Genomic DNA, 24,839 nt, shown 5'->3' on the forward strand with positions numbered 1-24,839 from the left:
CCGCTGAAACCGAGCCACTAGGACTCAATCGTTGGCTTCGCGGCATCACGTTCGCCACGCAAGTCTCGCCGATATCGTGACGGTGTCGTCCCGTACGTGGTCCGAAACACCTGAATGAAATAACTCGGTGTTCCATAGCCAGACGCGGTCGCGATTTTGGGAACCGACAAGTCCGATTCCGCCAACAACGTTCGCGCTCGCTCCAATCGCACGCGTTGCAACTCCGCATGCAAAGTACGCCCCACCGTTCGTGAAAAGCGCAACTCAAGGTTTCGCCGCGAGATATCCACGCGTCGCAAAATGTCCGCGACCTGGATCGGTTCGTTTGAGCGATCATGGATAAACCGAAGTGCCTCTACCACCTCGGGGTCATCAATCGCAATCATGTCGGTGCTGCGCCGTGTCACCACGCTCAGAGGTTCGGCGATCAAGCATTGCGGCTCGACAACCTGACCCTTCATCATTCGATCGAGCAATTCCGCCGCTCGAAATCCGACACCCGTTGCATTGAGCGCAACGCTAGATAACGGTGGATCGGCAAGCTCACACAGCAACTCATCGTTGTCGACGCCGATCAGCACCAACTCTTCCGGGATTTTAATGTCCGCAAAGTGACACGCTTCGGCGACTTCCCGCCCCCGATCATCATTGCACGCCATCACCGCAATCGGCCGTGGTAACGATGCGAGCCATTTCGCGAGACGCGGCTGCTCTCGTTCCAACACTCGCTCTCGACGCGACTTCGGCGGCTGATACACATGCACGTCGAAACCGGCATTGCGAATCGCTTTGCAGAACCCCTCTTCGCGATCTTTCGACCAAACGCGGTCAGGAATTCCGACAAACGCGAACTCACGAAACCCTCGTTGGATCAGATACTCGGCCGCCATCACGCCAGCGTCGCTCGACCCCGATTTAACTTCACTGAATCGCAACAACGGACTCTCTGCAGCGAGTTGACTCCGAGATAAATCCAACACAATCGTTGGCAATCCCGAATCAAGAATGGCCTGAGCCACCCGCGGTGTTTCGATCCTGGCAATGATCCCCGTCCCGCCCCACTCGCGAACCTTGGGAACCGCTTGCTCGAAATCGCCGGGTGTCAGACAAAACCCCCATGGCCCGTGCAGCCGACTGTAACGAACAATCCCGCGCAACATTTGTCGCCCGTAACCGCGAGCGGTTTCGACGAGTAATGCGACTTTGGGCTGGCTGTTCATAGTTCGATTGGTTGGTAGTTTTCTTCCGGTCACATTTCCTCCGGTGGTCATGTCATGTTAGCTGAACGTCACCGCGTGCGTCCTGTCCACGGCCGAAGCGTTTTTTAAGAAACCACAAAGTCGATTGAGATTTGTTCGTAACCGAGGCGGAGTCAATCACCACGCGTCGACAAACAACGCCATACAGTCTCGCGTTATTTCACCGTCCGAACGCGAATAAATTGCACCGACATGGGGGCGATCGTGTGACTAAATTCCGACGCAACGTTGAGTTCACTCACTTGTGGCGACACTCGATTCGGATTCATCCGATCATTAACGTCGTCGCGACCTCCCGTTAACACGGTCAACTTCGCGACCGGATCAACGCGTTCAACCCCGCTCAACTCGAACTGAGTCGGACAGGCTTGATCACTCGGATTCACAATTTTGAGAATCACATCTCCGGTTGCAGTCTCTTTGCTAGCAGCAAAACTAATCGTTGGCTTGGTGATCGCCACGTCGTGAATCAACTGGTCATTCAAATAGCACAAGATTCGTGAATCACCGATCTCGATTCGAATGTCGTACCACACATTGGATTGGATCGTTCCTGGCGTCGTTGCCAAACGGACGCGGTTGGTTGGATCCGACGCGACGGCACACTGCACCCCATGTTCGGTGTTCCCCCATCCACCGATGTTCCACCAATAGTGCGAATCCGACGGTTTGTGGCCAAACGTGACCAGAAATCCTTCATCACCACCTGTCTTCTTGGCTCGCATCGAGATAATCAGCTCGTCGGCCTCCACCGAACGATCGAACAACCTCATCGCCGGAGTCGCGGACACGTCATTTTGGCGACACACACCGCCCACGACATCGAAGCTGCCATTTATCACACTCGCGACTTCGGAACCTTCGGTCCCATCAAACGCCTCACCGAACAATGTCTCCGAGCCGGCAATCACTTTGACATCGTCGAAGATCGCTTGCGAGGCCCACGTCCCGACACCGACGCGTCCTCTTGCCGGCGTACCTTCCAAAGAAAGGTCTAACCGGAACTGAGTTTCGTTGGCCAGATACTGATCGCCTTTGTTCAAGCTAAACAATTGTTGAACGTAATAGTTCGGCGTTCGAACAACAGTCTTTTCGTCAAACCAGATCAAATCGGCAGCCGTCCACTGCGTAAATCCGTAGCGGGCAAATAGAGGCGCGTACGCTGTCATCTGAACGATATCCGCATTGCGTTCGATACCGGTCAGGTAAGCCGCCTCCGCGACGGCGTTGAACAATCGATTTCCCTTGGACGCATACTCACCGACGAACACTTTCGTCTTGTTTCGATCAAAGTCATCGAACCGATGTGTCTGGCTCAGAAACCACTCAGGTGACTCATAGTAGTGCTCATCTGAAAGATCACATCCGTGTGTGTTCATGAATTCATAGATCGGAATTTCCGGCCCCAATCCTGACGTTCCCACGATCTTGATCTCAGGAGCTTGCTGGCGGAGTGCACGAACGAAATGCGGAAACCGCTCCTCAAATTGAGGCGTGTGATGGTCCTCGTTACCGAGCCCAACGTATTTCAAGTTGAACGGCTCAGGATGCCCCATTTCGGCTCGGATCTTGCCCCATCTGCTATCGACGGGCCCATTGGCAAACTCAACCAAATCAACGGCGTCGTCGATCCATTCCTGCAAGTCGTCCATGCCAGCGTTTTCGCGAGGATCCCGGAAACCACAACTGACACCAACGGCCAAAATCGGGAGCGGCTCGGCTCCAATATCCTCACACAACAGGAAGTACTCGAAATAGCCCAACCCATACGTTTGATGATACCCCCATAGGTTCCAGTTCGGCTTGCGTTCCGCGACATCACCGATGGTGTCCTTCCATCGATACGCGTTGTCGAGCCCTTGACCGTGAGCGATACAACCGCCGGGAAAGCGAAACACAGCGGGCTTGAGATCGACCAAAGCTTGAACCAGATCGGCTCTCAGACCGTTCTTTCGTCCATTGAATGTCTTGCGAGGGAACAACGAAATCATGTCCATTTCGATGACGCCGGCTCCCACAAACGTGATCGCCAATGACGCGTTGCTCGTTGTCTCCTTTGCGGTGATGGAGACGTCGTACTTCGCCCAACTTTCGCTTAGACCGTCAATTCGCCCTGAACCGATATCGCCGTCCTCAGTCTTCAGCGTAATACGCACGGGCGAATCAGCGTTGACGTTTCGCTTGGCATAAAACGAGAAATCATAAACGTCACCCTCAACAACCCGGATACCATCGAATCCCGAATTGGCAATGCCGGCGCCATCACTCCCCTTTTCGATCTGAAGACGAAGATAATGTGGGTTGCGGGAATTCAGAGGCGTGGCATCTTCGACCGTGGCAACGCAATGACCGCCGGCGGGTTCAATCGTTTCCCAGGCATACATGGGTTGCATTTGCCCACGTCGTGAACTCCAGCCCTCGACGGGAAAGTACTCGAACGATCGGTTCTGAACCAATTCCGCGTACAGCCCACCGTCCGCTGCGTAGTTGATGTCTTCGTAGAACAGCCCGTACAACGTGTCAGGCAATGCAACGGTCGGTTGATCAACATGCACACGGACGCTACCGATCGGTTCCGCTTGAGCGAAAACGCAACTCAAAAACAAGCAAATAAACGCATTCCAACGAATAAACGACCAACAGGAATGGCGTGACATTGCCTTAGCCTTAGAAGGGGACCGAAGGTGAACGTAGCCTCGATTAGCGGCGACTCATCCCACCATATCCCGTCACAGCGTCATCCAACAGATACACATCGCGCATAAAAACATCGCTTTTGCGCAAACCCGTTCCCCGAGCCCGTCCCGTTCGCCTCGCTCATTCAGCGAGCGGAACAACCGGACTGACGCCTCGGTGCGTCGGGGTGACGCGAATGATTCTCCCGCGATCGTCAAACCGCATTGGGTCAATGCAGACTTCCCGGTGATAACCTGCCGCCCTTCCCATTTCGATCCCCTTCGGATACGTAAAGCGATGGTAGACGATGTACCATTGATCAGTTCCCGGAACTTGAATCGTGGAACAGTGCCCGGTGGCAAAGATGCCAGCCTCAGGAGATTTTGCGATAACTAAATTATCGTTGGCGATCTCCAAAGGACCAATCGGCGATTTAGCGGTCGCATAGCGGACACGGTAGTCCGCGTCTCGCGTATCGTTCTCCGACCACAAAAAATAGTACGTACCGTTACGAACGAAAACATGAACGCCCTCTCGAAAAGTCCCGTCGGGTGTGATGGTCCGAATCGTTGACCGATCAATCGAGATCATGTCTTCATTGAGTTCTGCAACGGCGAGGTATCCGTTGCCCCAATACAGGTAATCCTTCCCACTGAGGGGATCGTGAAAAACGTCGGGATCAATTTCTTGTCCACGGTTGATTCCGCTAGGTTTGAAATCGATCAGCGGACGCCCGCTGTCGACGAACGGTCCCGACGGATGACTCGCGACCGCGACGCCAATCTTCTGAGCAGCAGTAAAGTAGTAATAATACTGGTACCCGCCATCTTCCTTCTTTTCGATGATGCACGGCGCCCATGCGTGTCGGTCGGCCCACTCGACATCCTTTGTCAGATCGAGAATGCATCCCTCATCAACCCAATCCACCAAATTCGTGGACGAAAACGTGTTGAAGTAGGTACCACTCCACCCATCGAATCCGTCACTCGTTGGATAGAGAAAGAACTTTCCCAATTGGTGTGAATAGAGAATATCGGGATCCGCGAAGTAGCCGGGAATCACAGGGTTACGATTCACCACCACAGACACATTGAACGTGCTGACCCGTTCATTGCCGAGCCAAACCGTGTACTCGACCGGCCCGGTTGAAAAATCCTGAGGCCCCTTGGGACGCACGTCGGCATCATGCGCGACAGTGAATTGAGGATCCAATCTCGTCACGTCGACATCCGGCTTGATGGGCAACTCAATTGCCCCGGTTTCATCATTGACGACGACATTGAGACGGTTGACGTGCTCAGATTCGCAGACCGGAGAAAAATCCCCCCACTGCCTGAGCAAACGGTCACGTTCCTCACTTGTAATCGGCATGACAGTTCCGTGCCGCGGATGAAAGTCCATGCTGACTTCGCTATCGATGACCTCAAAAGACCTGAGGTCGCTGCTCGTGGTGAATTGGTACTTCCCTTTCGTATAGACGTCATACATCAAAATGTATTGGTCGGAATCGTTTAACTTGAAAATCCCAGACCCCTCCACCGCGTCGCGCGAACAATCGACGCGATCCGACGTGTGGAGCTGGTACCCATTCGTCAGTCGATCTGAAACCGCCAACCGGATGCCACCTCCACTTTCCGATTTATAGAACATCGAATACTTGCCGTCTTTAAAAACGATGTCGGCATCAATGCAGGCACTGTTGGTCGGGCTAAAGTAGAGCTGCTCGGGAGCAGACTCAAATCCAGTAAAGTCTTCGTTGGCGTAGGCGTAATAGATTTTGTCGGGATCGTTGCCCTCCTTCATTGAGAAGTAAACCATGTACTTCTCTTCCGCCGGATCGTAGATCGTCTGTGGCGCCCAAACTCGGTACACGTCGCCAAACCGATCTGGAAACGTTTCGGGAATGTTGATTTTAGTCGACGTCCAATGAACCAAATCATTGGACTTCATCAGCACCATGGCAAAGTTTTTCCATCCCATCGTGGGGACGTAAAGGTCTGTCACCACCATGTAGAACGTCTCCCCATCCACCCCTCGCAGAACATGCGGATCACGGACTCCGCCGGACGTACTGATTTCGGAAGAATCGATTACCGGATCATTATCGTTGAGAGCTTCAAAGTGGTAACCATCGTCGCTAAGGGCAAAGCGAATCTGCTCTTCGCCCGGACCATTACCTGTGAAGTAAGCAAACAAGTAAGCCGAGTAATCTCGCTCAGACACTGTGACAGGTTGGCCGCAATTGCCGATCGAAGCAACGACTGACGCAAACAACAGACAGTGAAATCCTTGACGAATGATGTGATACATATTTTTACCTTGGAACTCGACTCGACCTCGAATGTGAGGGAGCAAAGGTGGACGGGTGAACGGTCTAAACGGGCATAGCAAACCGGCGGATGCGATAGACGTGCTAATCAGCCGACACTCGTCAGTAACGAGCAGACCATCTCCGTTAGCCGAGCCTTGCTCGATCGCCTTGCCTGCCTGCATTAAATCCAGAATCGCATCCCAAAAGCTAGTCGCACGTTCACACACTCAGACGGCGATCCGGACGCGACAAACCCCCGTTTCGCACTGCAATTCACGCAAAAAACATCATTCAAACCCTCACCGATCGCGAACACCACCCTACGCAAATGCGATACATTTCTGCTCGATCGCGATACGACCTCAGCGTCGAAAATGCAGCGAGTCGCTTACGTTAGAATCAAGGACTCGGCGCAATTCCGTCCTCGCCGCGAGTCATCTCCGAATCGCCTCGAGAGCATTTCAAGTGCTGACGAGCCCATTGACGCAGTAGCTCGATTCGCCGGAATTCAGTCCCCTTAAGTTGGACGACCTTGGCGAGATTCTCTTAGAAGATGCGCTAGCCCCGATCGCTCATGCACGTACCCATCGGACTTTGTCATCAACCGCGCCGCGTGTTCCCTCCGGCCAATCACACGCGGGATGACCGACGTAAAACAAACCGAGAGCCTGGTCGCCACTGTCGAGACCGATGTAGTCTCGCATTGCGTCGCTCGTCGCGACAATGTTCGTCGACCAGAATCCACCGAGACCGTGAGACGTCGCGGTCAGATGCATATTCTGAACCGCACAACCGACCGCCAATAATTCATCGAGAAGCGAGATCTTCCCACTGTCCTGACGTTTCATTCCGATGGCGATCACCACGGGAGCGTGCATCACACTCTCTTGCATCCCGTCATACTTGTTCTGCTTAAAGGTCTCCTCGGTCGTCAGACTTCGGTACGTCTCGCCCATGAAGTCACGCAACTTTGTCCGTGCCTCACCGGTGAAGACGGTGAAACGCCATGGCTCGGTCATCCCGTGAGTGGGCGCCCAATTCGCATTTTCGAGCAACTCGTTCACGATCGCCTCATCAACGGGTTGATCGGAATAGAACTTCGGTTTGATCGTCCGTCGGTCACGGATCAGTTGGCTGATGGGGGACATGTTGGTCATCGCAAAAAGATCGAGAGGCAGTGTGCAAGACACGTTTTTACCCGATTTCACATGCCTCGATCACCTCCCTATTCACCTCAACGAGGGAGCCCGGACATCGCGGTCCATTTTAGAATTGATCGACCACCGGATTGAGAGAAGCACCCCAAGGCCGGTCCATAAAGAACGACCTTGGGGCGAATGCCGGTTGGGGAATTTCGTTAGAAAACCGGCGGCGGGAAATGCCAACTCAGAATCAATCCGACCGCACCGTTGGCATTCTAACGCATCGGGCTGGCGTCGGGTCCCGCATCGAGACTCTTGCTCTTCATCGCGTTCTTCTCTTGGGTCAACAGGAATCGATCAAATTCGAATCCGTCTTCACGCATCGAAAACATCACTGTGTGCAAACCTGGTTCGGCGACATCGATCCAAATTTGACCGAGCACACCCGTGTGGACCTTTTCGGTCCGTTGACGTGAATCCCATTGCCACTGCCCATGGCGTCCGGTGAACTGTATTCGTTGCCCCGATTCGGGCCACTCGCCATCGATCCCCACGTGCATCCCGTTGTCTTCCGAACCGGTACAGCAGATTCGCGACCAAACGTAATAGCGACCAGGCTCCTCAAACACGATCGGATAGTACAAGACGCTGCACTGACCACCTCGCGGAGCAAAACTGACGCCGCGAACCAACGGGTCCGCATGCGTGACGCGCGTGTCCGGTAGTAGTTCAAGGTAGGCACCACCAACCGCTCCTTCGGCGTGACTCGGATCAGGATCCGGTTGAATGCCTGGTGTCGATTCCAACGTGGTCAGACACCACTGACGATGTTCTTGCCGATCGACCGCATCGTAGTTCTCCGCTTCGACAACGACCACACCACCAGACTGAAGATGCACCTTTTTCGCTTTTGACGGATCGTAGGTCATTTCAAACACCGACTCGCCCGCCGTAGCTACAACGGAAGTTTGAGTCTGACGTTTTGCCTGCGCCGCGCCGCCGCCGCCGCCGCCGCCGCCTTCAGCGATTAACTCAATCGACCGCCATCGCCCGCGAGAGAACGCAAATCCAGTCCCTTCGGGAATTTTCCCATTAGACGCCGAGTTAAACTCGACTCGAATCGTGTCTCCACGCTGAAGAGCGACTCTGCGAAAGCGATGCTTGATTGGCTGGTAATCTTTGTTCGCTCCCGGATTCTGTACTTCACCAATTTTTTTGCCCGCGACGCGAACGCGGTACGACGATTCTCCATCGGTCTCGGTCAACGTCGTCAGCACGAGATCGTAGGTGCCGGGCTTGCCTTGAAACGTGGATTCCGCGGCGGCAAATTTGTCTTGATGTTTTGCCGCGTCGATCGCCATCGCACGTCGCGCGTTGTCCTTGTACCCCATGACGAATTCACCCGAGGGCGTGAACTGAAAATCATTGAGAGCCGACAGCACCATGCGAGTCGCGGAAGTCTTCGGTGCCGCGCTGCCTTCACCCGACGGGGATCGTTTCGCCTCGCTGACCATCGCAACGCTTCTAAACTTCTCGTCACCGGGTCGGATGATCGCCAACCAATCTTGCTCGTCGTTGCCCGGCGGAGTCCCGATCGCAACCTTGCCGCCTCCCATCACAGCTTTGGTGGATCCATGCTGCATCGAACCTCCCGCTCGCGGATTGAACCACAACACTTCAAACACCCCGGTGGCTTCCGCCAGATCGACTTCGATAGGCCCACCATGTTTTCGAAATACGAGATACAGTTCCCCCTTTTGGCGAAGGCAATAGGCATCTTGATTCGCAACCAGTTCATTCGCATTAGTCATGTCCCAAAACGGAATTTTCTCATTCTCAAAAAATTCAAGTGCGATTCGGCACGGTTTCCACATCGATTCACGAACACGGAAATCCTGACACGTTAGGTCACTATGAGCATGTTTGTATCCGAAATACCACTCAACCCCAGCACCTCCCGCCATGAGATTTCCCCACAACGCGTTCTTTCGGGCATTGTCTCGTGTCGGATCTTCCTCGTCGGGAACCAACGCGTGAGAGGCATCGCCGGGTTCGTCACAAGCGACCACCCATGGTTTGCCCGCCTCAACCGAACGACGAATGTACTCGCGAGTTCGATTGTGAACGTTTCGAAAATCTTCCTTGTTGGTTTGAAGCGAGAACCCCGTTAGCGCGGATTCGTTGCCTAGCAAATCGAAGTGATTGTTTCCGTTGTGAATGACAATCGGGTGCTGATACGGATCATGCGTCCAAAAATAGTCAGCCCAATCTTTCTTGTCCTGAGTGTTTGGGTTGCTCTTGTAACCAACTTCTTCACCGAGATTCCAGTTCAGAGCAAGGTTATGACCAAATCGAGCGATCAGCTCTCGGTAGTACAACTTCCGCTGCGGTCCCAAATGTCCCTCATCGAGCAGATGCACATTCTCGGCTTCCTGCGTCTTAAAATGGAGGTACATGCCGTTGCGTGTCCCGTGCTCAAAAACAATCGCCCATTGATCCATCCGTGAACAGTCAATGCGTCCGCGTTCGTCGTACCGCGTGTAGGGGAACGCATTGCAATCGTCACCGTCGATGTTGAGCGTCAGAAATGAGAACGCATTCAAACCTTGAGAGGCGAGATAGTTGACCGCACCAATCAGGCCCTTCCCTTTACCGTTTTGCCACGTCGGATCGCCCTCTCGCCAATCTTGCACGTGCGGGGCCCAGTCCTTGACCAGATTGTCCTTCTTGCCATCGGTTTTGAAGTCGCCGTCGAAGTCGCGGTAAGCCAACAAATTCTCCGGTGCATCAACGCCCGCCTTGAGGAAATACTCGCCACTGCCGGCGAATCGCAAATGGTGTTTCCCGACATAATTCAAACGCCCTTTGCCGCGAAAGTCACGCCCGCTTTTCGTCGATTCGGAAATATCAAACTCACCTTTCAATCCATCAACAGGATCGACCGGGGATCCGGCGTCGGACTGGTCTGAGATCGCAACATTGGGCCCCTGACGAAACGACACCTCGTAGGACCACGTCCCAGCGTGATCCGGCGCGAGATGAGCCCGCCACTGGTTGCCGGACGTCGCCCCCGTATTTGCCGCGTCACCATCGGCGGCGAAATAACCAGGCACGCGATAGGTCAAACCGGAGGCAGGATGGTGAAACGTAACTTGCATCCGATAATCCAAAAATGGATTCGGGTTCCCGTCTTCTGACGCATTCGGGCCGTCGATCGTCAGCGTCACGTTATGCCACTGCTGGCGTTCTCCAGAGATTGACACGGCGTCTTGGTTCGACGCTTTCTCCGCAGCAACGTTCGACACGTGCCCAGCGACCAGGATCCCTCCAACGCAAAACGCCACCACTCCAATAATCCGATTCATCAATCCGCCTCGCTCTGAGTATTTGTCTGTCCGCCGAGAGCACTCCCGGTTCTGCTGAAGTGCTATTTACATTCATCTGGCAACCGTGCACAAAAAACTTTCCGCATCAAAACCTCTGTTTTCTTGTGCACGATTCGGAGTTGAGATTCCAATAGACAAATGGCAGACACCCGCAAAAGGCAAACGCACGATTCCCCACTCAATCGTCAATCCACCAGTGGCCAATTTGATGGACAAAGGTTCGATCTCGACATTTCTCACGATCAGCGAAAATCGCTCGCGAATCCTCGCGGTGATCGTGTCGATGGTGCGTGACTTTGAAGTCGCCGAGGATCTGTTCCAAGAAACAGTGATTGAAATTTTGAAGAACGAAGAGCGATTCGATCCGACCCGAAATTTCGTTCCTTGGGCGTGCGGAATCGCTCGCAATATTGTCCTGCAACACTGGCGACGCCAGGCTCAGGCCCCGTCCAACGGACTCAGCGAGATGATTGGCGAATTGGCGTTGATCGCGGCAGACGGCGACGACGACACGTGGCGACGCGAACGCACGGCGCTGCGGCGATGTTTCCAGCGGTTGCCCGACCGGATGCAAAAACTCCTGCTACTGCGATACGGCCATAACGTCAAAGGGAAAGCTCTCGCGGATTCGGCGGCCATTCGCCAAGGTTCAATCCGCACAACGTTATCGCGTTTGCGAGCACAACTCCGTGTTTGCATCGACAGCAACGAGGCCCAACGGATTCAGGAGGTGAACGCGTGATGGACGACAAGCGTTTCCAACAACTGCTAACCGCGTATTTCGAGGATGACCTCTCCGAAACCGACACTGCGGAACTGCATTCGGCAGTCACCTCATCGGATCGTCACCGCCGCCGGTTTCAGGAGGAATCTCGCGTCAACGTTCTCCTCCGAGAAACGCTGGTTGAACAAACCGAGCTTCAATCGCTGACCGCCTCTTGTGATGTCGCTCCCGCACGATCGCATTGGCGAGTCGCGTTTGCCGCCATCGCTGCCACAATCCTAGTCGCATTTGCGGCGGGATATTGGATCCATCGCGACTCGGGCGATTCGATCGGCGTGTGCATGAGCATTTCGGGCGCCGTCGACCTCGTAGTGCGACGTGACGACGATCTGTTCCGTGCCACTCCCGGATTCAAGCTTCACGAACACGACGAAGTTGTCTGCGACTCACAAACGCAAGCAATGTTGAGATTGAACGATGGATCGATTGTTTCGATGGAAACCAACTCCACCCTGAAACTCGAAAACGCCCCCTCACAGGTGCGATTGATCCAAGGCGAGGCGTTCTTTGAGATCGCGCCACGACAAAACGGCATGCCTGCCTTTGAGGTCCTAACCGGACACTCGACGATCGAAGTCATGGGCACAGTATTCTCGCTCGTTGCGTCAGCAAACACAGAAATCAAAGTCTACGAGGGCAGTGTCACACTCACCCGTAATAGCGATCGCGCGGCGGTCCAAGTCGGCTCTCAGCAGATGGCCACCTCCGATGACCTGGCCGTCCAAGACCTGGCCGCCTCGCCGCTTGAATCGGTTCAGCTTTCACCAACCGATGACCTGACACTCGATAGAGGACAACGCGAGAAAAAGTTCCAGCTTCTCAAAGTAGAGGGTGGCCGCCGGATCGTTTATTTGCGATTTGATCTTCCTGAGCTGAATCGATTCCGGTCGGCAAAACTACGTCTCACCCAAGCCATCGATTCGGGCAGCGGGACGCTTCGATTCTTCGTCGGCGATCACAGCGATTGGAACGAAGCCAAACTCACCGAATCCATTGCCCCTCAACCCACGATCGAGGTGGCACAACATCGCGGTGTCGTGGCGCGCGGCCAGGTGGTGGAAGTCGACGTCAGCGCCGCGGTCAAAAACCCCGGCCCGCTGACGATCATCATGACGCTGGATCAATCCGGTGAAAACGACATCTGGTTCGGAGCACGGGAGAGCGAAACGCCTCCCGTGTTGATTTTGAATCGTCCTCATTGATGCACACGCCTATCGGACACGCATCGATCTTCTCCAAAACACCTTACGCTCAACGGCGTTTTAGAGAGCAAGCAATCAAAGCACAATCGCCCGCCCCCTTCACGACCACATTTATTCCTCGGTTTCCTCGTCCACATACTCCGCATCGCTAAAGTTATCCTCGTTTGCATAAAAGGCGGCGCGTTCGTCCCACAGTTCACCTTGCGTTTCAACGGTACGGTTCTCTTCTTTGTCACAGCCAACCGCAAGGAAACCAACTGTGATAAGGGCGATTCTCAAGAGATAGTAGCGAGTCATCAAATTTGCATCTCAAATAAGGGAAGTGGTAACAACAACTAGAATTCAAACACTCGTCCGCGTGCGGAGCATGCAACTCATGCCAGAGACGGCACACGGACGAGACGCACAACTAAGCGAACAACTCAGAACTCTTCATCAATCACTTCTTTGGACGCTCGCGTTCCGAGCGAACCCCACAGCCCATAAGGGCTCGGTGAGCCAGGAGCACGCGTGCCGGTCCCGCCCGACCAAACGCAACCCGCTGAATCGCTACCCGCTTCGATCGAATCGGTGATGAACTTCACAGCACCATCGCCCATCAATACATGAGCGCCTCCTTGGTGACGACTCGATGCCGGTGCCAACCCATATCCCGAGTCACCACCCGACATGCACAATTCAGTATTAGGAGGCAAAATGGTCGTCACACAACTGAATCCCGAGCGGGCGTCGGACCAGATATAACCTCGCATCTGGAAAATCTTGGCAAACCCGTTCTTACTGTTGTTGTAGTCGATATCGCTCATATAAAACGTCGGCCGCTCCGGATCGATGTATTGCCGACAGGCATCACCGGGATTATTGCGTAATTTCCCTGCGTTCCCATTGATCATGAGCGTCGTCGTGATCGCTTTGTCACCAAGGTCCGTGGCGAATTCACCACACATGATTGTGTTTGAAAGACCGTCGAGCGTTTCACGAAATTTCCCCTGAAAACCGGGCTGAAACATGCCGCGATAGGCGGCTTTGGCTTCAATCACGTCGTTTTGCGTATAAACGAGCTTTCCGTTCTTGGGGTTGTCCGGCCAACGGCAATCTGACTTGTCAGGCGAATCACCGATACATGCGCCGTAGTTGGTTCGGCCGAGTGCGGGCAATCCAAATCCAGGGTCACTCGGGCAACGATAGGTTGTGACTTCTGTAATCCAAGGCTTGTACTCTTGCTGTCGTGGGGAAGGGCCCATCGGCGACCATGGATTGCCGGGAGGTCCACCACTGGAGGTCTCGTTGTTCGGGTTAGAGATCTGTTCCCATAAGGCCTGCTGTTCTACAAAAGGCAAAATCCCAACCAAAAAACTCAGCGTGTACTCGTTGTGGCCTTTCCCATTGGCCACATTGCTAATTCCACTGTTAACATAACTTCCGGTTGCCGAGTGTGTTCCCATATGGTGCACAGGCAGCAACTGAAATGTGGAGTGATAGTTGTGGATACCAAGTCCGATTTGCTTAAAATTATTGCTGCAACTCATTCGTCGAGCTGCTTCGCGAGCAGCCTGCACAGCGGGTAGCAGTAGCCCAACCAAGACGCCGATAATTGCAATCACGACAAGAAGCTCAACGAGAGTAAACCCTCGACGTTTTTCTTTTGTTTGCATCTGAATTTTCCAAGTACTGAGGATTCAATGTTTCGGATAGTCACGCACATACCGATACACTTGCCACGACACAACGGGCCCAACCACGTCGTTAACCAAGCGCTAGCGGTCAATGCTACGACCACGCTCGAAGGGCGTCCATTAAATAATCCTTAACGAACATTCGGCTATCTGTAATAGACCTATACAGGACCACTGCGATGCCTCCGTACACCAATGCATACAAGCGCACTACTATTGAAGGAGTGTTTCGAGAAGACACTAACAACGTTGGAGGCTTCGTTGTTGACCATCAAAAAACTTCCACCACGACACATATACGGGGACAGGCATCTTCCCTCAACTCTCAACAAAACGTGTCGGTTCCATCACCAAACACATCCGTTTTAAAGAGCGAGAGCGTGTGGGATTCGCACGCTGAACCGTCCTACGATCCCGCGACAGACGGGCCGGCAGGAACTATATCGGCATCGAGTCACGCCGATCGGTTCGCCGTTTCGGGCTATCGAAGAAACAGGTGATAAACGGGATTAGCCGTTTCATCGACGCACCGATATCCCAGCGTCTCGATGAACTCTCGAAACGCGGGCAAATCTCCACCGGGGACCTGAATTCCAATCAGAATCCGCCCGTAATCAGCGCCTTGATTCCGGTAGTGAAAGAGGCTGATATTCCAATCGGGATGCATGTGCGACAAAAACCGCATCAACGCCCCCGGTCGCTCAGGAAATTCAAATCGGTAGAGCCGTTCGTTCTCACCGAGACGACTCCGTCCGCCAACCATGTAACGGAGATGCTCTTTGGATAGCTCGTCTTCGCCCAGGTCCAGTGTCTTGAATCCTTGATCGTTCAGGTCCTGACTGATGATCGCCACGTCGCTGCGATCGTTGATGGCCAGACCTACCAAGACATGTGCCTCCCGCTCATCGGACATCCGATAGCTAAACTCAGTCACGTCGCGTTGACCAATCGTTTCGCACAACCTTCGGAAACTGCCTCGCTCTTCCGGGATGGTCACCGCAAACATTGCCTCACGTTCTTCACCCGCTTCGGCCCGTTCGGCCACAAATCGCAGCCGGTCGAAATTCATGTTGGCCCCGCAGGTGATGGCGACAATATCCTCACCCTGCAGCTCGTTCTGAGCGACGTACTGCTTCATTCCTGCAATCCCCATCGCGCCGGCGGGTTCGAGGATACTGCGGGTGTCCTCAAACGCATCCTTGATCGCGGCGCAAACAGCATCGGTATCCACGGTGACGAATTCGTCAACGAGTTCACGCGTCAACCGGAAGGTTTCATCGCCGACCCGCTTTACCGCCGTCCCATCGGAAAACAGTCCGACTTCGTTCAGGTCGACAGGTGATCCGATCTGAACCGACCGAATCATGGCGTCGGAGTCCGTCATCTGAACACCGACCACCTTAATTTCAGGACGCACGGCTTTGATGTAAGCCGCAACACCGGAGATCAAACCACCTCCGCCGATCGCGACGAACACCGCATGGATGGGGTGCTGATGTTGCCGCAGGATTTCCATTCCAACGGTGCCCTGGCCCGCGATCACGTTGGGATCATCAAACGGGTGCACGAAAACGTACTGATACTGCTCTTGTAACTCCAATGCGTGTGCATAGGCATCGGAATAACTATCACCAAACAAAACGACTTGGCCACCAAGGGATGCCACCGCGTCGGACTTCAATCGAGGTGTCGTGACCGGCATCACAACAACCGCTCGACACCCAAGTTGCCGAGCACTCAGCGCCACACCCTGCGCGTGATTTCCCGCCGACGCACAAACAACGCCTCGCGCCAATTCCGACGACGACAAATGAGACATTTTGTTGTAAGCACCACGCAGCTTGAAACTGTGCACGGGCTGGGTGTCCTCTCGTTTCAGCCACACCTGGTTGCCTAAGCGGGAGGATAGTTTTTTCGCCAACTCCAATGGAGACTCGTTCGCCACGTCGTACACACGGGCGTTCAAGATTCTCTGCAAATAGTCGAAGAGGAGTTTTTGCATTGCGGGCGTCTTTTCCAAACGGATGCGAATTTCAGAACAGTTTCGCAGATCTGCGTGAACTCCGCGATGGACCGCAACGCATCAGCGAACAACAATCACTTCATCGCCTTTTGCCGCAATCAATGCCAGCATGAAGGCCATCGCCAAATCGAAATCGCGTCTTTCCAACGATCTCGCAAACGTTCGACCACGAAGCCTTTCGTAGGAATCAACTCCGATGAGCTAAGCTCGGCGTTACTCGCTCGGCCATCCGTCGGTCAACACGCGTTTCATCGCGTTGAGAGTCTCTTTGCTGACATGATGCTCGATCCCCTCGCTGTCGGTCGCCGCCGTCGCCGCGCTGACTCCCAACCGCCTCAAAAAGCCCTCGACGATTTCATGCCGCTTGCGCGATTGCGTGGCCAATCGTTTGCCCGCCGCGGTCAACTCGATCGGTTGGTAGGGTTCGGTCACAACCAGCCCATCACGCTGCAATCGCCCGATCGTGTTGTTAACCGTTGCGTGCGTCACAGCGAAGTGTTTCACCAAATCCATCGCCCGGCAAACGCCTCGCTCGGCGATCGCGTCGGCGATCGCTTCGACGTAATCCTCTGCCACCTCGCTGGCATGGTCTAACCGAATTCGCTGATATGTCTTCGAAGGCAAGCTATTTTTCCCTTTGGGCCAAAATGCGGTGCAATCACCACCCAGAACTCTCGACAAAGTGAACTTTCTATCTTAGCGAATTGCCCTTTCCTGCTGAATCCCCTTGATATCCCCATCCCGCTCGAGTATTTTCGACCGAAACCAAAAGTTAGCTCGTGCTAACTCGCTTCGAAAACATAACTCGATCACGAACACAATCCCGCCGCGTCTGAAAGCGACGTCGTCCTGCTAAGGCTTCGAACAATGGCGATTTCAGTGTTCGTTTTTCCAAGCAGCTCGAGTTAGCCAATGCTAACTTTTTCGCAACATTATCTTTCATTGCCCCCGAGGACTCAATGCATCCAAACCTCACAAAGGCCTGCTGCCACACTCTTTGGTTCCCCCGAATCCGAGACTCATCCAGCCCAGCGTCCGAACGTTTTGGCCGACACGGAAACTACCGGTATGCGTTCACCCTGATCGAACTTTTGGTCGTGATCGCGATCATCGGCGTTTTAGTCGGACTGCTACTACCCGCCGTTCAGGCCGCCCGTGAAGCAGCCCGGCGAATGTCATGCAGCAACAACCTGCGGCAGGTCGGATTGGCCGCTCAGAACTACCACGCCGCCTACCAACGCTTCCCCGCGGGTTATGTTTCTCACCCAACGACCGATGGGTCGGCCCCGGTGTCAGTGATGATGGATCCGGTCACATGGGATGCGGGTCCCGGATGGGGATGGGCGGCTGGCCTGCTGCCATTTGCCGAAGGAAACTCGGTTCACGATGGACTTCGTTTCGACCAGCCGATTTGGGCAGATGCAAACCGAGAGACCATCGCGGCAACCATCCCGATGTTTCTCTGCCCGAGCGCCACCGGCGGTGACGAACCATTCGACGTCGTCAACGAGGCCGGCAATCCACTCGTGATCGCGGGGCAGCCGATGCGGTTGGGACGCAGTCACTACGTCGCCAGTCATGGCCAGGAAAGCTGCTGGGGTGAATGCGGTTCGGCCGCAACCGGCGAAGTGTTCACGAACATTTACACCTCGGCCACCGAAATCGTTCCGATCAACGGAGACGCAGCCAACGTTGCGGACGGTCCGTTCTTTCGAAATTCGAAAACGAAATTCCGCGATGTGCTCGACGGCACGTCGAACACGATTTTCTTTGGCGAACACAGTTCGGCGCTGAGCGAGAAGACGTGGGTCGGGGTCGTTCCCGGTGCGTTCACCCATCCTCGCTTTACGTCCCCCGAGAACGGCCCCGACGCTGCGGCGACACTCACACTCGTGCATGCGGGACCATCCGGAGGCGAACTCGACATCACAGGCAGCCCGATCATCCACCCGGTCAACTTTCCGACCTACCACGTCGGTCAGATGTATTCCGAACACCCCGGTGGCGGATTCGTTTGCCTCGGAGACGGTTCGGTTCGGTTCGTCACCAATTTCATTGACCTGTTCTTGTGGGCGGAACTGTCCAGCATGAACGAACACGAAGTCATCGACTGGGAAAAACTCTAATGGCACGTAATCGCCCTGATAAACCTCGCCGAAACAACAGCCTTCGAATCGGCGCCGTGATCGTCGTCGCGTTGCTCGCCTTCGGTATCGGTTGGTGGCTATCGCAAAAGCCTGTCGTACTGAATGAGCGAGAATACGATATCACGATCGCGCTCTACCGAGTCTGCAATCAACGCAGCATTGAAGGCCTCACACAGATTGAAAATCATCTCAACGAAGCCCTATCTACACAGCATGCCACTAACCCATCCCACATCGCGTTGATGGCAATGGTCGAACAGGCAAAAGCCGGCCAGTGGCGAGAGGCGGCCATCGCGTGTCGCCAAGCTCTCGATGACCAAGTCAAGCGTTGACTTGTTGCAACGACCATCGCGACCTGCCACACGAGCCGTTCGTTTGTCTGCCGTCACCACAAACCAAGCTCTCAAACCTTCACCCCTCAAATTGAAAACGCCTATGCGAACAATAGGCCACCAACCGCCCATTCGGCGAAGCTTTCATCTATGATGTCACCATTGCGGGACACGCATCAGATCGAACCCGCGAATTCACTCGCCGGTCGCCCCGCCTCTATAGAAAAGCAAACAGTATGCTCTCGCGTTTTGCGTATCTCGTTGTCATTGCGTTCGCATTCCTTTCTCCGTTTGAGTTAACTCACGCAGCAGACCAATCGCAACCCAATGTGATCGTCATCGTTACCGACGACCAAGGTTACGGAGACATGTCGTGCCATGGTAACCCATGGTTAAAAACACCGAACCTGGATCGGCTGCATGCAGAGAGCGTTCGACTGCAAAACTACCATGTCGATCCGGTATGCACTCCCACACGCGCCGCACTGATGACGGGGCGATACTCGTCTCGCGTCGGAGCGTGGGCCGTGACCGAGGGGCGACAATTGCTGCGCTCAAATGAAGTCACGATGGCGGAAGTATTCGCCGCATCGAACTACCGTACCGCTATGTTTGGCAAATGGCACCTTGGTGACACGTGGCCCTACGCACCGCGTTTCCGTGGTTTCCAAGAAGTGGTTCGTCATTTCGCAGGCGGAATCGATGAGATCGGCAACCCGATCGGGAACGACTACTTCGATGACACGTACTATCGAAACGGTACCCCGGAAACGATCGCTGGATATTGCACGAATGTCTTCTTCGAGCAATGCCAGCGGTTCGTTTCTGAAAAATCAGAGAAGCGTTTCTTCGTCTACCTGCCTCTCAACGCGATGCACAGCCCACATACGGTCGCCGAAGAATACTCCGCTCCCTTCACCGCCCAGGGACATCCACCGGAGCGAGCGAAATTCTACGGGCAAATCATCAATTTTGATGAAAACCTTGGCCGGCTCTTCCAAACACTCGAAACGCAAGGCATCGCCGACAACACCATTGTGATCTTCATGGGTGACAACGGAACCGCGGCGGGCGTTGACGCCCAGGACGCAAAGAACGGATTCAACGCGGGCATGCGAGCGAAGAAGGGCTCGGTGCATGAAGGTGGACATCGTGTCGCCTGCTTTGTTCGCTGGCCGCAACGATTGCAAGCCGGACGCGACGTCAATGAACTGACATCATGTCGCGACTGGCTACCCACCCTGGTTGAAATGTGCGGACTGTCCCTCCCGCGTGACATTCGATTCGACGGTGATAGCATCGCCGCATTGCTCGAAGGCCAACAGACGTCCTGGCCGGATCGAACGATGTTCGTCGAACGCCAATCCGATCAACCCAAGATGGCTACTCAATCGAGCAGCCGAGGACGTCGAGTCCCCTATGCCGTCATGACGCAGCGGTGGAGGTTAGTCAACGGAGAACTCTATGACATAATGAAGGATCCGGGGCAAACACAAAACATCGCCTCCGATCACCCGGAAAGGGTTACCGCACTCAAGAAACAATACGAGCAGTACTTCGAAGACGTGTTTGCGAACGACGGTGCGTTCACACGCTTTCAAATCGGCGTGCCTTCGCGGGGCCCGAGCCGATTAACCGTTCGTGACTGGCACCCCACGGAAGGCAATGTCATTTGGAAGCAAGAACAACTCAGTGATGACAATCTGTGGATCAACGGTTTCTGGGCCCTGAATGTGGTACGCGGTGGCCGCTACACCATCCGTCTGTCTCGTTTCCCTGATGACAGCAAGGCCCCCATGCGTGCGAACAACGTTCGAATGACCGTAGGAGACCAGGAACGATCGAAAGCCGTCCAACCTGAAGACACCTCGGCTACGTTTGAAGTGCAACTCGGCAAAGGCCACACGCTTCTGCAAACTTGGCTGACCGACGCGGACACCGGCGGTGATCGTGGTGCTTACTTTGTCGAGTTGCAGTATTTAGGAAATGAGCAGTAGCGGTCTACGGCTCGCTTTCCCATCGCACGATCCGACACCGCCTGAATCACCTCGTGACACGAATTGTGATGCATCGCGATATCGCTCGATCGAAAAGGGGAACGCGTGTCGCAAAGCTGTTATCCTGTGTTTTGCCTGATTGGATCACCTCCCGCCTACTCGCATTTCCCCACCCAAGACCATGAACCGAATCCTTGCCTGCCTCGCCATCACATTCAGCCTCTGGTACATCACCTGCCACCTCACGAATGCCGCGGATCGCCCCAACATCATATTCATCTTTTCCGATGACCACTGCGTGCAGGCACTGAGCGCCTACGACGACAGTCGCATCTCGACTCCGAATATGGATCGCATCGCGAAGGAAGGCATGCGTTTCGACCGATGCTATGTGACCAACGGGATCTGTGGTCCCAGCCGCGCGGTCATTCAAACCGGAAAATACAGCCACCTCAACGGCTTCATTCGCAACGGCAACACCTTCAACGGCGATCAACAAACGTTCCCGAAACTCCTGCAACAATCGGGCTACCAAACCGCGGTGATCGGCAAGTGGCATCTCGGCTCGACTCCTCAAGGATACGACTACTACGACGTGCTCAAGGGACAAGGGCCCTACTACAACCCTCCAATGATCACGGCCGACGCCGACGGCAACCCCATTACGAAACCCCACGTCGGATACACGACCGAAATCATCGGCGACAAAGCGTTGAAATGGATGGAAGACGGACGTGACAAAAACAAACCTTTCATGCTGATGTTCCAACACAAGGCACCGCACCGGAACTGGATGCCCGCACCGAAATACCTCAATTGGCTCGACGACGTTGAAATCGCTGAACCCGAAACCCTGTTTGATGATTACGAGGGACGAGAAAGTCCGGCATCAAACCAGGCAATGTCGATCGCATCCGACATGACCGACAATGACCTTAAACTCACCACACCTCGTGGACTGACCCCCGAGCAGTTGAAAACATGGAACGCCGCCTACGCCGCTAAAAACGCAGACTACTTGGAACGGCGTGACTCGATGACCGAAACCGAAATCATCAAATGGAAATATCAACGCTATGCGAAAGACTACCTGCGTTGCGTGAAATCTGTTGACGATGAAATCGGTCGCCTGCTTGACTACCTCGACGAGAACGGTTTAGCCGATAACACCGTTGTCGTGTATTCATCCGACCAAGGCTGGTACTTGGGTGAACACGGATGGTTCGACAAACGCTGGATGTATGAAGAGTCACTCGTAACGCCGCTACTCGCGCGTTGGCCGGGCGTTATCCAACCGGGCAGCGTCAACGCGACGGACATCACGTCGAATCTTGACTTCGCCGAGACTTTTCTCGACCTCGCGGGCGTCGAGATCCCTGACGACATGCAGGGTGCGAGCCTCGTACCGCTATTCAAAGGCCAAACGCCCGCCGATTGGCGTAAATCGTTTTACTACCACTACTACGAATTCCCTGGCGCCCACTCGGTCAACCGACACTTTGGCGTTACCGACGGACAACACAAACTGATTCACTACTATGGTCCCAATCACGACGGCGGTGAAATCGACACTTGGGAACTGTTTGATCTGACTCGTGATCCGAACGAACTCAAGAGCGAAGCGAACAATCCAGAGTACGCAGGAATTCGCAAAAGACTCGCCACGGAACTCGAGCGTCTTCGCGAACAATATGATGTCGGCGAAGACACTCAACCGGCACGCAAGCCGCGGCCCGCCAATCGAAAGCGGGCCAAGGCGATCAACTAAACGCCCCAACGAACCTTCGCTGAAGACGCGGTCATCGATTGCGTCATCTCATTCGCGGGGGCGACCGTTCAGCGTGCCATCGGTCATTCAGGATCGGGCGTTGTCTTGCCGAACAGTTTCTGGTCCAGCGACAACTCCCCCGGTCCGGTAATGAAGATCACCGCGTATACCGCCAAGTACAACGCCGCGAGTTCCTTCATCTTCCAAGGATCAGCTCCGTGCACCACAAAGAGTGCAACGATCATAGTGAACGCCAGAGGCACTACCGCTAACCTCGTTCCGAGTCCCAGGATTAACAAGATCGAACAGCCGACTTCAGCCCCAATGGCCATGATGAGACTGAGTTGACTGCCGACGCCGATCGGGTCGGGAAAGACGGCGGAGATTTCAGAAAACCCCATGACCTTCTGAATGCCGTGGACCATCATGAAGCAACCGAATGCAACGCGGAGGGCCAACAGCCCGATCGAAAGTTGTCGTGGAGTGCTAAGCAACATAGATCATTCTTATTTTCGAGTGGTAGGTAAGGGGATCAAATACAACGGAGAATGAACGGAACGTCAGTCTCTTAGAAGGTCATCGCCAGCGACTTCGCCGCTTCGATCGCGGCAGCCTCAGTCGCCGCCACGTCATCGGGGGCCGCCAGGGTCGGTTCAATCACGATCGACTGGATATCGGTAAAGCCGATGAACCCGAGCAGCATTTCCATGTAGCGTTTTTGGAAGTCCATTCCCTTGGCGTCGTCACTGCCATACGCGCCACCGCGTGCGTAGACGAGGGCAATGGGCTTGCCCGTCACCAAACCGCTGTATCCCGATTCCGGATCGAAGCTGAACGTTTGGCCTGGCTGCGCGATCACGTCAATGTAGTGTTTCAGTTTGTAGGGTATCCCGAAGTTCCACATCGGCAGACTGATCACATACTTGTCGGCAGATTTGAATTCGTCGCACACATCGACAATCCCCTGCCATGCATTCTTTTGTTTTTCGTCGACCCCTTTTCCGTGCATAACTTGGTACTTCGCGTCGATCGTGTCACCGTCGTAGTCAGGGAGCGTTTTCTCCCACAGATCGATCGTGAAGACTTCATCGCTAGGGTTCTTTTCGCGATAGGCGTTCAAAAACTCGCTTGCGACGCGAATGGACTTGGAACGACTCTTTCGGGGCGATGATTCGATGTAAAGTAGTTTGGTCATTATCTAAGTCCTCTGAGGTGTCAAAATCGAGATACGGAGAAAGAACAAAAATGCCGGTCGCCCAACCAACAACCGGCATACGCAAAGACGACGTTTGGTCACGCTAGATCGAACAGCAACGCGTCCGTATCCTCGGTGGCTTCGACGTGAATGGATGTGGCTCGACTGGTCGCGACAGCGTCACCACTGCCGAGTTTCGTTCCGTTAACGATCAGTTGCCCACGAGCAACCTGCAACCATGCGTGACGTGCCCGTTCGACGGTGAAATCACTCACCCCGCCGGCACGTAAATGGGTCGCGTAAATCGTCGCGTCCTGGTGAATCGATACCGAAGCGTCAGATCCGTCAGGCCCCGCGATCTTCTTCCATTGGTTCACTTTCTCGTCGATGGTCACCTTGTTATCGCTGTAACGCGGGCGAACACCACGCATCGCCGGTTCGATCCAGATTTGCAAGAAATGGTTCGGTTCCGTCGATGAAGGGTTGTATTCACTATGAGTGATCCCCGTTCCCGCAGACATCATCTGAATATCATCGGGTGTGATGACTGCACCACGCCCCGTGCTGTCCTTGTGCTGCAACGAACCCTCGAGGACATAGGAGATGATCTCCATATCCCGGTGAGGGTGCGTCGGGAATCCTCGCCCCGCGGCGATTCGATCGTCGTTGATCACACGCAGGGAACGGAATCCCATGTGTCGCTGATCGTAGTAACCACCGAACGAGAACGAATGAAAGCTGTTCAGCCACCCAATGTCGGTGTGACCGCGTTGGGCCGCTTCCCGAACGAGAAATTCGGTATCGACCGGTTCGTCCCCAATGACGGCTTCCGGTTTGGCAGCAACATGAATCAGACCAGCGGCGGTCAGAGAAAGCATATTTCGACGTGAACGGTCCATTTCATTCCCTCGCATAGCCGCGGTGCGATCACCGGGCGTTAT

18 protein-coding genes are annotated in these 24,839 nt (G+C 54.4%); 6 read left to right on the plus strand and 12 right to left on the minus strand.

Annotated elements, in window-relative coordinates:
* Positions 1-17: 17 nt before the first annotated feature.
* The 5 genes from FHS27_RS07050 to FHS27_RS07070 form a co-directional block, all read right to left on the minus strand.
* On the minus strand, positions 18-1,220 hold the full coding sequence (locus tag FHS27_RS07050) for an AraC family transcriptional regulator (RefSeq protein WP_184303532.1): 1,203 nt from the start codon (positions 1,218-1,220) through the stop codon (positions 18-20).
* Between the two features lie 194 nt (positions 1,221-1,414).
* Positions 1,415-3,916 (minus strand): alpha-L-arabinofuranosidase C-terminal domain-containing protein, encoded by a 2,502-nt coding sequence (locus FHS27_RS07055; protein WP_184303534.1) that lies wholly within the window; start codon positions 3,914-3,916, stop codon positions 1,415-1,417.
* Positions 3,917-4,076: 160 nt separating this feature from the next.
* Positions 4,077-6,245 carry a family 43 glycosylhydrolase gene (locus tag FHS27_RS07060; RefSeq protein WP_246419232.1) on the minus strand — a complete coding sequence of 723 codons (2,169 nt, stop codon included), beginning with the start codon at positions 6,243-6,245 and terminating at the stop codon, positions 4,077-4,079.
* A gap of 573 nt (positions 6,246-6,818) precedes the next feature.
* On the minus strand, positions 6,819-7,403 hold the full coding sequence (locus FHS27_RS07065; protein ID WP_184303536.1) for a nitroreductase family protein: 585 nt from the start codon (positions 7,401-7,403) through the stop codon (positions 6,819-6,821).
* Between the two features lie 260 nt (positions 7,404-7,663).
* Complete coding sequence (locus FHS27_RS07070; RefSeq protein ID WP_184303538.1) at positions 7,664-10,753, minus strand: DUF5060 domain-containing protein; 3,090 nt, start codon at positions 10,751-10,753, stop codon at positions 7,664-7,666.
* A gap of 229 nt (positions 10,754-10,982) precedes the next feature.
* Between FHS27_RS07070 and FHS27_RS07075 the strand changes: the two genes are divergently transcribed.
* Both FHS27_RS07075 and FHS27_RS07080 read left to right on the plus strand, forming a co-directional pair.
* Positions 10,983-11,516: a sigma-70 family RNA polymerase sigma factor gene (locus FHS27_RS07075; protein WP_184303540.1), complete on the plus strand. Its 534-nt coding sequence runs from the start codon at positions 10,983-10,985 to the stop codon at positions 11,514-11,516.
* Positions 11,516-12,760 (plus strand): FecR domain-containing protein, encoded by a 1,245-nt coding sequence (locus tag FHS27_RS07080; protein ID WP_184303542.1) that lies wholly within the window; start codon positions 11,516-11,518, stop codon positions 12,758-12,760. Before FHS27_RS07075 ends, FHS27_RS07080 begins: the two co-directional genes overlap by 1 nt.
* 111 nt (positions 12,761-12,871) lie before the next feature.
* On the opposite strand, the gene FHS27_RS07085 is transcribed toward FHS27_RS07080, so the two are convergent.
* The 4 genes from FHS27_RS07085 to mntR form a co-directional block, all read right to left on the minus strand.
* Positions 12,872-13,057: a hypothetical protein gene (locus FHS27_RS07085; protein WP_184303544.1), complete on the minus strand. Its 186-nt coding sequence runs from the start codon at positions 13,055-13,057 to the stop codon at positions 12,872-12,874.
* A 125-nt stretch (positions 13,058-13,182) separates the two neighbouring features.
* Entirely contained in the window at positions 13,183-14,415 is a 1,233-nt protein-coding gene (locus FHS27_RS07090; protein WP_184303546.1) for a DUF1559 family PulG-like putative transporter, read from the minus strand.
* Positions 14,416-14,917: 502 nt separating this feature from the next.
* On the minus strand, positions 14,918-16,438 hold the full coding sequence (ilvA, locus tag FHS27_RS07095) for a threonine ammonia-lyase, biosynthetic (protein WP_184303548.1): 1,521 nt from the start codon (positions 16,436-16,438) through the stop codon (positions 14,918-14,920).
* A gap of 234 nt (positions 16,439-16,672) precedes the next feature.
* The gene (gene mntR / locus FHS27_RS07100; protein ID WP_184303550.1) at positions 16,673-17,083 is read right to left on the minus strand and encodes a manganese-binding transcriptional regulator MntR; all 411 of its coding nucleotides are present in this window, start codon (positions 17,081-17,083) and stop codon (positions 16,673-16,675) included.
* Positions 17,084-17,418: 335 nt separating this feature from the next.
* Between mntR and FHS27_RS07105 the strand changes: the two genes are divergently transcribed.
* The 4 genes from FHS27_RS07105 to FHS27_RS07120 all read left to right on the plus strand — a co-directional run bounded on the left by FHS27_RS07105 (position 17,419) and on the right by FHS27_RS07120 (position 22,703).
* Positions 17,419-18,585, plus strand: coding sequence for a DUF1559 domain-containing protein (locus FHS27_RS07105; protein WP_184303552.1), 1,167 nt, complete (start codon positions 17,419-17,421; stop codon positions 18,583-18,585).
* Positions 18,585-18,938, plus strand: a complete 354-nt coding sequence (locus tag FHS27_RS07110) for a hypothetical protein (protein ID WP_221224932.1) — start codon at positions 18,585-18,587, stop codon at positions 18,936-18,938. The genes FHS27_RS07105 and FHS27_RS07110 overlap by 1 nt, the downstream gene beginning before the upstream one ends.
* A 236-nt stretch (positions 18,939-19,174) precedes the next feature.
* Positions 19,175-20,935, plus strand: coding sequence for an arylsulfatase (locus FHS27_RS07115; RefSeq protein WP_184303554.1), 1,761 nt, complete (start codon positions 19,175-19,177; stop codon positions 20,933-20,935).
* A gap of 181 nt (positions 20,936-21,116) precedes the next feature.
* The gene (locus FHS27_RS07120) at positions 21,117-22,703 is read left to right on the plus strand and encodes a sulfatase family protein (RefSeq protein ID WP_184303556.1); all 1,587 of its coding nucleotides are present in this window, start codon (positions 21,117-21,119) and stop codon (positions 22,701-22,703) included.
* An 83-nt stretch (positions 22,704-22,786) separates the two neighbouring features.
* Here FHS27_RS07120 and FHS27_RS07125 read toward each other — a convergent pair whose 3' ends face one another.
* From FHS27_RS07125 to FHS27_RS07135, 3 genes are all read right to left on the minus strand, one after another.
* Positions 22,787-23,200, minus strand: coding sequence for a DoxX family protein (locus tag FHS27_RS07125; RefSeq protein WP_184303558.1), 414 nt, complete (start codon positions 23,198-23,200; stop codon positions 22,787-22,789).
* Positions 23,201-23,271: 71 nt separating this feature from the next.
* Complete coding sequence (locus FHS27_RS07130; protein ID WP_184303560.1) at positions 23,272-23,898, minus strand: FMN-dependent NADH-azoreductase; 627 nt, start codon at positions 23,896-23,898, stop codon at positions 23,272-23,274.
* Positions 23,899-23,996: 98 nt separating this feature from the next.
* A complete protein-coding gene (locus FHS27_RS07135; RefSeq protein WP_246419233.1) occupies positions 23,997-24,797 on the minus strand; it encodes a pirin family protein in 801 nt (266 codons plus the stop codon).
* Positions 24,798-24,839 lie beyond the last annotated feature (42 nt).

The organism is Aporhodopirellula rubra, assembly GCF_014192335.1.
GTDB classification, from domain to species: Bacteria; Planctomycetota; Planctomycetia; order Pirellulales; family Pirellulaceae; genus Rhodopirellula; species Rhodopirellula rubra.

Bases quoted from the DNA above. Each gene is read 5' to 3' on its own strand.
- FHS27_RS07050 (WP_184303532.1), bottom strand. From the start codon at position 1,220: ATGAACAGCCAGCCCAAAGTCGCATTACTCGTCGAAACCGCTCGCGGT.
- FHS27_RS07055 (WP_184303534.1), bottom strand. From the start codon at position 3,916: ATGTCACGCCATTCCTGTTGGTCGTTTATTCGTTGGAATGCGTTTATT.
- FHS27_RS07060 (WP_246419232.1), bottom strand. From the start codon at position 6,245: ATGTATCACATCATTCGTCAAGGATTTCACTGTCTGTTGTTTGCGTCA.
- FHS27_RS07065 (WP_184303536.1), bottom strand. From the start codon at position 7,403: ATGACCAACATGTCCCCCATCAGCCAACTGATCCGTGACCGACGGACG.
- FHS27_RS07070 (WP_184303538.1), bottom strand. From the start codon at position 10,753: ATGAATCGGATTATTGGAGTGGTGGCGTTTTGCGTTGGAGGGATCCTG.
- FHS27_RS07075 (WP_184303540.1), top strand. From the start codon at position 10,983: ATGGACAAAGGTTCGATCTCGACATTTCTCACGATCAGCGAAAATCGC.
- FHS27_RS07080 (WP_184303542.1), top strand. From the start codon at position 11,516: ATGGACGACAAGCGTTTCCAACAACTGCTAACCGCGTATTTCGAGGAT.
- FHS27_RS07085 (WP_184303544.1), bottom strand. From the start codon at position 13,057: ATGACTCGCTACTATCTCTTGAGAATCGCCCTTATCACAGTTGGTTTC.
- FHS27_RS07090 (WP_184303546.1), bottom strand. From the start codon at position 14,415: ATGCAAACAAAAGAAAAACGTCGAGGGTTTACTCTCGTTGAGCTTCTT.
- ilvA (WP_184303548.1), bottom strand. From the start codon at position 16,438: ATGCAAAAACTCCTCTTCGACTATTTGCAGAGAATCTTGAACGCCCGT.
- FHS27_RS07105 (WP_184303552.1), top strand. From the start codon at position 17,419: ATGCATCCAAACCTCACAAAGGCCTGCTGCCACACTCTTTGGTTCCCC.
- FHS27_RS07110 (WP_221224932.1), top strand. From the start codon at position 18,585: ATGGCACGTAATCGCCCTGATAAACCTCGCCGAAACAACAGCCTTCGA.
- FHS27_RS07115 (WP_184303554.1), top strand. From the start codon at position 19,175: ATGCTCTCGCGTTTTGCGTATCTCGTTGTCATTGCGTTCGCATTCCTT.
- FHS27_RS07120 (WP_184303556.1), top strand. From the start codon at position 21,117: ATGAACCGAATCCTTGCCTGCCTCGCCATCACATTCAGCCTCTGGTAC.
- FHS27_RS07125 (WP_184303558.1), bottom strand. From the start codon at position 23,200: ATGTTGCTTAGCACTCCACGACAACTTTCGATCGGGCTGTTGGCCCTC.
- FHS27_RS07130 (WP_184303560.1), bottom strand. From the start codon at position 23,898: ATGACCAAACTACTTTACATCGAATCATCGCCCCGAAAGAGTCGTTCC.
- FHS27_RS07135 (WP_246419233.1), bottom strand. From the start codon at position 24,797: ATGGACCGTTCACGTCGAAATATGCTTTCTCTGACCGCCGCTGGTCTG.